Here is an 8,471-nt window from a genome sequence, read left to right on the forward strand (position 1 = left end):
TCCCGTTCCTGCTGGGCCACGAGGCGGCAGGCGTCGTCGAGGCCGTCGGCGAGGGCGTGACCGAGGTCGCGCCCGGCGACTACGTGGTGCTCAACCGAGGAACTGGTTCGGGTCGTAGTAGTGCTCGACCTCGAGCAGCTTGAGGTCGTCACTGACCTTGGCGACGCTGATCCCGAACATCTCGATCGTCTTGCCGTCCGGCTGGTGGCCGTGGTACTCGCCCTCGAACGTGCCCCAGTGCCGCCACTTGAAGGTGACGACCGGCGGCGGGCTGATGACTTCCAGGACCTCCCAGTAGAACCCGCCCGGGAACGCCTTGTGGAAGATGTGGTGCGAGGAGTCGAACGACTCCTGACCGCTGCGGTAGAACGGGCTGTCCCCGATGAGGATGTTGTAGCTGCCGATGTCGGCGATGTCCTGCGCGCTGGCCCACGGTCCGCCGTTGACGTTGGTCCGGAAGTGCTCGGTGACCATCGACACCCAGGTCGCCGGGTCCTTCTTGTACGAGACCTCCATCTCGAAGACCTGCACGATGCTCTCCACGATCGCCTCGAGCGAGTCGGGTGCATGCTGGGTGCTGCGCTGCCCCGGCATGACGGTGTGGGAGAGGTGGTAGTCAGGGGTGGTGCCGTCACGCCAGGCAGATGGGTCGGCGGCGTCGATGACGGCGGTGCGGCCCCGCAGCCACAGTGGGGGTTGTTCGGACACGATGCGGTTCCGTCCTTTCACGAACGATGGGGGGTGTCGGCAGGCCGGCCGCCTGCCGGAGTAGGTGGAGGGCTCCTGGGCCCACGAACCGCACTTGATTTCCGACGTGGGCCGCGAGCGCCGCGACCGTCTGCTGCTGCAGCTGAGGGTGCCGCAGGAGTGCGCCGACATCGGCATGGCGCGGTGTGCCGTCGCTGAGGTGCTCGGCGGTGGCGCCGGCCCGCGTCCGCGACTGGCAGGCGTCAGGGCCCACCGCAACCTCCCCCGCTCGGCAGTCGCAGAGAGAGTATCGATGTTGTGGCATCTATGGAACCCTGAAAACTGCTTCTCGGACGACCGTGCGCGAGAAGCCCTGCCCGGCCGATCGGTGGGCGGCCGGCCACACTGAGCCTTTCCCAGTAACGGTTCGTAACTCGGTGTGATCATGTGGTGCGGCCGTGTTCGATGTGCAGCAGGAGTGCCGGCGCAGGCCGAACAGGTCTGCCTGGACAGGCATAATCAGGCCACCCGCATCGGCGTGATCGCGGCGACCTTATGCTCGGCGCCGAGCGCGGACGTCGCGTTCTCTTGGCTCATCGCCCGAATGGAGAACTCATGACCACGGCCTCGTCCACCAGCTACGCACCCGCGGTGCCCGAGAAGCACGGGATGACGCCGATCGCCATCCCCGCACAGCCTGACGCCATCGAGCTCGGAACCGGGCAGCCGCCGAACGCCTCGGCACCAGAGGCCTGGCACAGCGAGTACGGCAGCATGTTCGCCCGCAACGTCGTCATCGCCACGCTCACGCCGTTCCTGCCGGATCCGGCCAAGGCCACGGGCACCGCCGTGATCGTGGCTCCGGGCGGAGGATTCATGTCCCTGTCCATGGAGAACGAGGGCTGGGACGTTGCGCGCGCGCTCGCGAACCGCGGCGTAGCTGCCTTCGTGCTGAAGTACCGGCTCAAGCCGACCCCGGAGGACCTTGACGACTTCGCCGTAGCGATCAGGGCGATGCTGGCCGGACCACGTCCATCGGACTGGCATGACCCAGCCACCGCGCTCCGCGCCCTGGCCCCGCAGATCGCCGACGCCCGCGCAGCGTTCGCGCTCGTGCGCAGCCGAGCGTCCGAGTGGACAATCGATCCCGAGCGCGTCGGCATGGTCGGCTTCTCCGCCGGTGCCATGCTCACCGTCGCCACTGCCCTTGTCGGTGAGGATGCGAAGCCGGCCTTCATCGGCGATATCTACGGTCCGCTCACGGCGTTCGAGGTACCCGACGACGCGCCGCCGCTGTTCATCGCACTTGCCGCAGACGATGGCGTGATCGACCCGAGCGGGTTCCCCCTAGTGGAGAGCTGGCGCGCTGCCGGGCGGCCCGTGGAGCTCCACTTCTACGAGCAGGGCGGGCACGGATTCGGCATGTATCCGAAGGAGACGACCAGCACCGACTGGTTCGACTCCTTCGTGAACTGGATGAGGATGCACGGTCTGGTCGAGCACCCTGAGGCGACATCCCCCTAAGGCGACCTGCTCCTGCGAAATGGCACCCAAAGGCAAGCTCGGGTTGGCCGATGGCCAAGCGCGCGTGTCCGCGGTGATTGAAGGCACTGAGCCCTTCCCCGGTAACCGCCCGTCGCGCTAGGTGACTGTCCTGGTGCGACACGCCGCAAGGTTCGCGGTGCAACGGAAAGAGTGAAGACCCTGTAGAAGTGGTATCGACCGAGAGATCGAACTTCATGGGTGCCTTACGTGACGACCAGTGTCGCATACACCGCCGTGCTCGATGTCCGCCGGGAGACGGTGCTGTTCGTGTCCCAACTCCTGCACACCGAACGCCGCCGACGTGGCACCCGCGCCGGAACCCGGGCGCTGGGCTGCTTCGCTCAAGCGGTACTGGTCTTGCGCTGGTTCCTCGATGGCACCCGGCTGGCACAACTGGCCCGCGACAACACCATCGCCGGCTCGACCGCCTACCGCCATCTTCACGAAGGCATCGCAGTGCTGGCCGAACGCAAGCCGTCCCTGCACGCGGCGCTGCTGGCAGCCAAGATGGCCGGGCACAGCCACATCAACGTCGACGGCACCCTGATCCACACCGACCGTTGCCGGATCCCCGGCCCGACCCCGGGCGTGGATCTCTACTGGTCGGGCAAACATCACCACCACGGCGGCAACATCCAGGTCGTCTCGACCCCAGACGGCTGGCCGCTATGGACCTCCGACGTGCGACCCGGCCGCGAGCACGACACCACGGCGTTGCGCGAACACGCAGAGATGCCGCCCGCACTGCGCGAGTGGACCGGCGACGACCTGCCCGTCCTGGCCGATCTGGGCTACGAAGGCGAAGCAGCGACCTTCGTCCTACCGATCAAGAAACCCGCCGACGACGCTCTGATCGACGACCAACGCCAGCTCAACTGGCTTCAGGCGTACGCCCGAGCCCGAGCCGAACAAGCCAACTCGCTGCTCAAGACCACCTTCAAGGCGTTACGCCGGGTCAGCCTGTCACCCGACATCATCGGCGCCATCGTCGCCGCCGCCATCATCCTGCTGCACATCGAACACGGCCGCACCACATGATCACACCGAGTTACGAACCGTTTCTGGGAAAGGCTCCCTGGGTGCCGCCTGGCTGAGCCGCTCGTGTACGCACCGGCAAGCCCACGGAAGCTCGCCCTACGGACGCTGTCAGGCGGCAGCCTGCCGGCGCCGACATCCGGACCGTGCTGCCGGTGCGCCAGCTCGTCACCTGGCTGGAACGGCCGATCCTGGTGGGACCTCGCCTTCTCTGAGAGCGATTCCATCACGATGTCCTGCTCCCGAGCATGCCGTGAGAGAGCGTTTGCTCATTGAAAAACTCTTGACTCAGAAGGTGATGCAGTCATAATTTTCACTATCTCAATGCTCGCGTGAACATAATGCTCACCGTCCCTGGGAGGTCTCGTGTTCCGAAAACCCGCAGTGTCGAGTGCGGCGATCCTGCTGATCGCCGCCGGCTTGGTCAGCGTCGCCGAACCCCAACCCGCGGCCGCCGCCAGCTGCAGCGTCCTGTTCGACGACTTCCAGTACGGCTCGTCGACCGATCCGGCCCTGGCCGCGCGTCACTGGACGGTGCGCAGCGGCGGCGGCGGACCGGGCATCCCCGGCGCCTCCTGGCTGCCGTCCCAGGTGACGTTCCCCGTCGCGGACGGGCAGAAGGTCCTCCAGCTGTCCTCCTACACCGACGGCACCGGCGCCGGCACGGCCCAGACGGAGATCTACCACCAGCGGAAGTTCTTCGAGGGCACCTATGCCAGCCGGGTCCGCTTCACCGACGCGCCGGTGTCCGGCAACGACGGCGACAAGATCGTGGAGACCTTCTTCACGATCACCCCACTGGCGTACTCGATGGATCCCAGCTACGGCGAGATCGACTTCGAGTATCTGGCGAACGGGGGATGGGGCGAGACGGGCCCGGCGTTCTTCGAGACCACCTGGGAGACCTACCAGCCCGACCCGTGGATCGCCGACAACGTCCACTCCGTCCAGCGGCGCAGCTACAACGGCTGGCACGACCTGGTCGCACAGGTGAGCGGCGGCCGGGTCAAGTACTTCATCGACGGCGCGCTGGTCGCCGACCACGGCGACAAGTTCTACCCCGAGACGCCGATGTCGATCAACTACAACCTGTGGTTCATCGACAGCTCCGGTCACACGGGCGGCCGCAGCACCTACATCCAGCAGGTGGACTGGCTCTACTTCGCCGGCAACGAGGTGATCTCCACCGACGTGGCCCGCAACCGGGTCAACGCCTACCGGAGCCTGGGCACCACCCACGTGGACACCGTCGGCACCGGCGGCACCTGCCCCGACCCCGGCGGCAGCGGTGGGCCGATCTCCTCCACGACCTGGTACAGCATCGTCAACAAGACCAGCGGCAAGTGCGTCGACGCCCGCGCCTCGGGCACCGCCAACGGCACCGCGATCCAGCAGTACACGTGCAACAACTCCAACGCCCAGCAGTACCTGTTCCAGCCCACCGGCGGCAGCAACGTGCGCATCAACAACCGGAACAACGCCGCCCAGGTCCTCGACGTCAGCGGGGTGTCCGCCGCCGACAACGCGGTCGTGCACCTGTGGAACTACGTCGGCGGCGGGAACCAGCAGTGGATACCGGTCGCCGAAGGCGGCGGCTACTACCACTTCGTGTCGGTGCACAGCGGCAAGTGCCTCGACGTGCCCGCCGCCTCCACCGCCGACAGCGTGCAGCTGGTGCAGTACACCTGCAACGGCACCGGCGCGCAGTCCTTCCGCTTGGTGGCCCAGCCGTAGCGCGGCTCCGGCGGCTCGCGGGACGTTCCGCGAGCCGCCGGCAGCCTCGTCACGAGGACCCCTCGGTCAGGTCAGACGACCGTGCGCGACCACTGCTGGTTGGTGCCGGTGTTGCACGCGTACTGCTTGAGGATCGCGCCGTCCGCGGTCGACGCGGCGGGCACGTCCACGCACTTGCCGCTGTGCCGGGCCCGGAGCTGGAACCAGCTGCCGTTGGCGACCATCTGGAACTGCTGGTTGTTGCCGGTGCCGCAGGTGTACTGGATCAGCTCGGCGCCGTCGGCGGTCGAGGCGTTCACCACGTCGAGGCACTTACCGCTGTGCCGGCTGACGATCCGCCAGTAGCCGCTGCCGGCGTCCTGGAACTGCCACTGCTGCCACGCGTTGCCGCCGTAGGTGTACTGGCCGATGCGCGCGCCGTTGGCGGTGTTGGGCTGCTGGACGTCCATGGCCTTGCCGCTGTGGCGCACGTTGACGCGGTAGAACGTCGTCGGCGTCGGCGTGGCGTCGCCGACGGTGTCGCCCCAGCCGTACCGGATCCGGTCGGCGCCGGAGGTGTTGCGGATGGTCAGGTTCAGATCGGTGCCGCTGCCGTTCAGGGAGAACATCGAGTACCAGTCGTAGCCGATGGTGCCGGGCTTGCCGCCGAGGGCGGGCCAGTAGGTGCCGCCCATCTGGTTGTCCCGCATGACCTGGGCCATGGCGCGGATGTGGCGTACGAAGTTGTCGGTGCTGTTCGCGTCGCCGTAGTTGAGGCCGGTGGACATCGGCCCGCCGAACTCGGTCGCGACCGCGCGGGACGCGCAGTTGCCCAGCCGCGTCTGGATGTGGCTGCGGAACGCGTCGTAGGTCATCGCGCTGTAGAAGAACGCGTAGTGGTGGAAGGACAGCAGCGTCGCGTTGAAGCGGCTGTCGTTGCAGACGTCCCGCAGGTCCTGGCTGTAGCCGGTGCCCCCGATGAGCACCCGGCCGGGCACCGCCGAGGTGTGGTAGCCGAGCCAGTTCGCCGCGACGTCGCGCCACTCCGCCGAGCTGTAGCCGTGCGGCTCGTTCATCGGCTCGAAGTAGACGTTGCCGTTCGAGCCGTACGTGTTGGTCACGCTGGACCACATCGTGTTCCACGCGGCGAGGTTGGTGATCCTGCCGCCGGAGGCGGCGCCGTCCTCCCAGTAGGCGAGGATGACCTTGAAGCCGCGCTCGGTGGCGGCGTCGATGGCGCCGCGGTAGGCGTTCCACCAGGTCGTGTTGGCCACCGTGTGGGTGTTGATGGGCAGCCGGACGGTGTTGACGCCCATGGTGGCGGCCATGTCGTCGTAGAGGGCGTTGGCCTTGGCCCGCACCGTCGCGTTGCTGTCGGACTGGCTCAGGCCCTGCACGACGAGTGTGGTGGTGCTGAAGTTGTCACCCAGCACGGCCCAGTTCATGCCTCGGAACTGGCGCGTGGCGGCATGGGCCGGCGCCGCGGCGACGACGAGGCCCGCCACGGCCGCGAGCGCGGTCACCACCAGGGCGATCAGCAACCGGTGCGGCGAGCGGGTGCGCCACGACGGTTCCGATACGTCGGGCGACATGATCCGTGTCATGAGATCTCCAACCATCATCGAGATTCCTGTGTCCGACGGGATGCGACGTGGTTGATCTGTCCGCATCGCCTCCTGACCGCCTCCCGCGGGAGATGTCGTCGGTGTTACATCGGTAACGGAATCGAGCACCCGGAGCCATGAACTGATCCGATACGTTCAGGAGCGCTCAGAGTCGAACGCCGCACCCGACGCCGGTGAACGGCTGTGGCGGGAGCCGCCACGCCCTGCCCGGCCGTCACGACGGGGTCCGGCGCAGGCCCGATAGACTTCGTGGCCGGCGAAGCGGAGGTGGCATGGTTCAGGGGTGGCACGGCTGGTTCGGCACGTTCACCGGGGTGGCACTGGTGACGGTCGCCGTGCTGCCGTTGGTCGCGCTGGCGGTGTGGGCTCTGGCGCGCCGTCGCAGAGCCGCCGGCTCCACGTCGGCCTGGCGGACGTCTCTGGCCGAGGTCGGCATCGTCTACGGGACGGTGCCGTGGGTGTGGATGATCATGCTGCCGGGCGAGGACGCCGGTGCCGTCTCCGGGCGGGTGAGCCTGGTGCCGCTGCGGGATCTGATCACGATCTTCGCCGACGGGGGACCCCTGCGGTTCACGGGCCAGGTCGTCGGCAACCTACTGGTCTTCGCGGCGCTGGGGTTCCTCGCTCCGCTGCGGTTCGCGGCGCTGGCGTCGGTGCCGCGCATTCTGGCACTCGCGGCGGGCTGTTCGATCCTCGTCGAGGCCGCCCAGTACGTCCTGCGGCTGGACCGGGTCTCCTCGCTGGACGACGTACTGCTCAACGCGGCCGGCGCCGGGCTGGCCGCACTGGCGTCGCGTCCCTGGTGGAGCGCTACGGCCCAGGCGCCGTCAGATCGACCCCGACCGGCCCTGGCGCCGGGGCGCTGAGCCGCCGCCGGCGGCCATCCAGCCCGGTCAGAACACCTGAGTTGCCTGTTCACCAGGTGAGATTCAATGGTTTCGAGGTGTTCATGGCACCCGCGCCGGGTACGGCAACCGCTTGACGGTCACATCTTGACGGTCATGTACGGGGGTGGAGAGCTATGAGCACCAACTATGACGCCGGACCCGCTCGCAGCGGGCAGCTGGGCGACCAGCGGCCGGTGGAGACCGTCGGGACGTACCACGCCGACGACGTGCGCGACGAGGTGGTCGGCCGGGAACACGAGCGCTTCGGGGGAATGAAGTTCGGCTCGGCCTTCTTCGGCTGGCTGACCGCGATGGGCACGGCGGTGCTGCTGACGGCTCTGCTGGCCGCGGCGGGCACCGCGATCGGGCTGGCGGCCGCGGACAACAGCGTGGTGCAGGACGCCACCAACGCGGTCACCGACACCGCCCGGTCGATCGGGATCGCCGGCATCATCGCGTTGCTGGTGGTGCTGTTCGTGTCGTACTTCTGCGGAGGCTACGTCGCTGGGCGGATGGCCCGCTTCGACGGCGCGAAGCAGGGCGTCGCGGTGTGGCTGTGGTCGATCTTGATCGCGGTCCTGGTGGCGGTCGTGGGTGCGGTCGCCGGTGACCAGTACGACGTCCTGTCTCGGCTGAACGGGTTCCCGCGGGTGCCGGTCAACGAGGGCGCTCTCACCACGGCCGGGATCGTGACGGCGATCGTCCTGGCGGCGGTGGCGCTGATCGGCGCGGTGCTCGGCGGTCGCGCCGGGATGCGCTACCACCGCAGGGTCGACCAGGCCGGGCTGGGCGATGGCCGTACGGACCGGATCACTCATCCGGACGCGATCCGCTGATCCGGCTGCGGCGCCGATGCCCATGCCGTGACGCGGACCCGGTGACCCGGGAACGCTGGTGGTCCCTCATGGGGACCACCAGCGCCGTCCGGAGATGTGCCGCCGTGCTTACTCGTTTCGGGACGTGGTCCACGTCCCGAAAC

General features: G+C 68.0%; 7 protein-coding genes and 1 pseudogene. 6 read left to right on the forward strand and 2 right to left on the reverse strand.

The genetic code is table 11. The annotated features are described in order from the left end of the window. Positions 1-95: pseudogene (locus AB0J67_RS37210) on the forward strand (alcohol dehydrogenase catalytic domain-containing protein); the annotation flags it as partial. Here AB0J67_RS37210 and AB0J67_RS37215 read toward each other — a convergent pair. Beyond that, positions 91-708 (reverse strand): SnoaL-like polyketide cyclase, encoded by a 618-nt coding sequence (locus AB0J67_RS37215; RefSeq protein WP_363489846.1) that lies wholly within the window; start codon positions 706-708, stop codon positions 91-93. The pseudogene AB0J67_RS37210 and the gene AB0J67_RS37215 overlap by 5 nt on opposite strands. Before the next feature lie 594 nt (positions 709-1,302). Here AB0J67_RS37215 and AB0J67_RS37220 point away from each other — a divergent pair. The 3 genes from AB0J67_RS37220 (at position 1,303) to AB0J67_RS37230 (ending at position 5,001) form a co-directional block, all read left to right on the forward strand. Next, positions 1,303-2,211 (forward strand): alpha/beta hydrolase, encoded by a 909-nt coding sequence (locus AB0J67_RS37220; RefSeq protein ID WP_363489848.1) that lies wholly within the window; start codon positions 1,303-1,305, stop codon positions 2,209-2,211. Between the two features lie 228 nt (positions 2,212-2,439). Further along, entirely contained in the window at positions 2,440-3,270 is an 831-nt protein-coding gene (locus tag AB0J67_RS37225) for a transposase family protein (protein WP_363489850.1), read from the forward strand. A gap of 363 nt (positions 3,271-3,633) precedes the next feature. Continuing rightward, on the forward strand, positions 3,634-5,001 hold the full coding sequence (locus tag AB0J67_RS37230; RefSeq protein ID WP_363489852.1) for an RICIN domain-containing protein: 1,368 nt from the start codon (positions 3,634-3,636) through the stop codon (positions 4,999-5,001). A gap of 71 nt (positions 5,002-5,072) precedes the next feature. Here AB0J67_RS37230 and AB0J67_RS37235 read toward each other — a convergent pair whose 3' ends face one another. Then, on the reverse strand, positions 5,073-6,584 hold the full coding sequence (locus AB0J67_RS37235; RefSeq protein WP_363489854.1) for an RICIN domain-containing protein: 1,512 nt from the start codon (positions 6,582-6,584) through the stop codon (positions 5,073-5,075). A gap of 293 nt (positions 6,585-6,877) precedes the next feature. Between AB0J67_RS37235 and AB0J67_RS37240 the strand changes: the two genes are divergently transcribed. Together AB0J67_RS37240 and AB0J67_RS37245 are read left to right on the forward strand one after the other, a co-directional pair. After that, positions 6,878-7,471 carry a VanZ family protein gene (locus AB0J67_RS37240; RefSeq protein ID WP_363489856.1) on the forward strand — a complete coding sequence of 198 codons (594 nt, stop codon included), beginning with the start codon at positions 6,878-6,880 and terminating at the stop codon, positions 7,469-7,471. Positions 7,472-7,626: 155 nt separating this feature from the next. Further along, complete coding sequence (locus AB0J67_RS37245; RefSeq protein ID WP_363489858.1) at positions 7,627-8,328, forward strand: hypothetical protein; 702 nt, start codon at positions 7,627-7,629, stop codon at positions 8,326-8,328. Positions 8,329-8,471: the final 143 nt, after the last annotated feature.

Source organism: Catellatospora sp. NPDC049609 (assembly GCF_040675365.1).
In the GTDB taxonomy this organism is placed as follows: Bacteria; Actinomycetota; Actinomycetes; order Mycobacteriales; family Micromonosporaceae; genus Catellatospora.

Excerpts from the sequence above, each read along its gene's own strand:
- AB0J67_RS37220 (WP_363489848.1), top strand. The coding sequence starts at position 1,303 with ATGACCACGGCCTCGTCCACCAGCTACGCACCCGCGGTGCCCGAGAAG.
- AB0J67_RS37235 (WP_363489854.1), bottom strand. The coding sequence starts at position 6,584 with ATGACACGGATCATGTCGCCCGACGTATCGGAACCGTCGTGGCGCACC.
- AB0J67_RS37240 (WP_363489856.1), top strand. The coding sequence starts at position 6,878 with ATGGTTCAGGGGTGGCACGGCTGGTTCGGCACGTTCACCGGGGTGGCA.
- AB0J67_RS37245 (WP_363489858.1), top strand. The coding sequence starts at position 7,627 with ATGAGCACCAACTATGACGCCGGACCCGCTCGCAGCGGGCAGCTGGGC.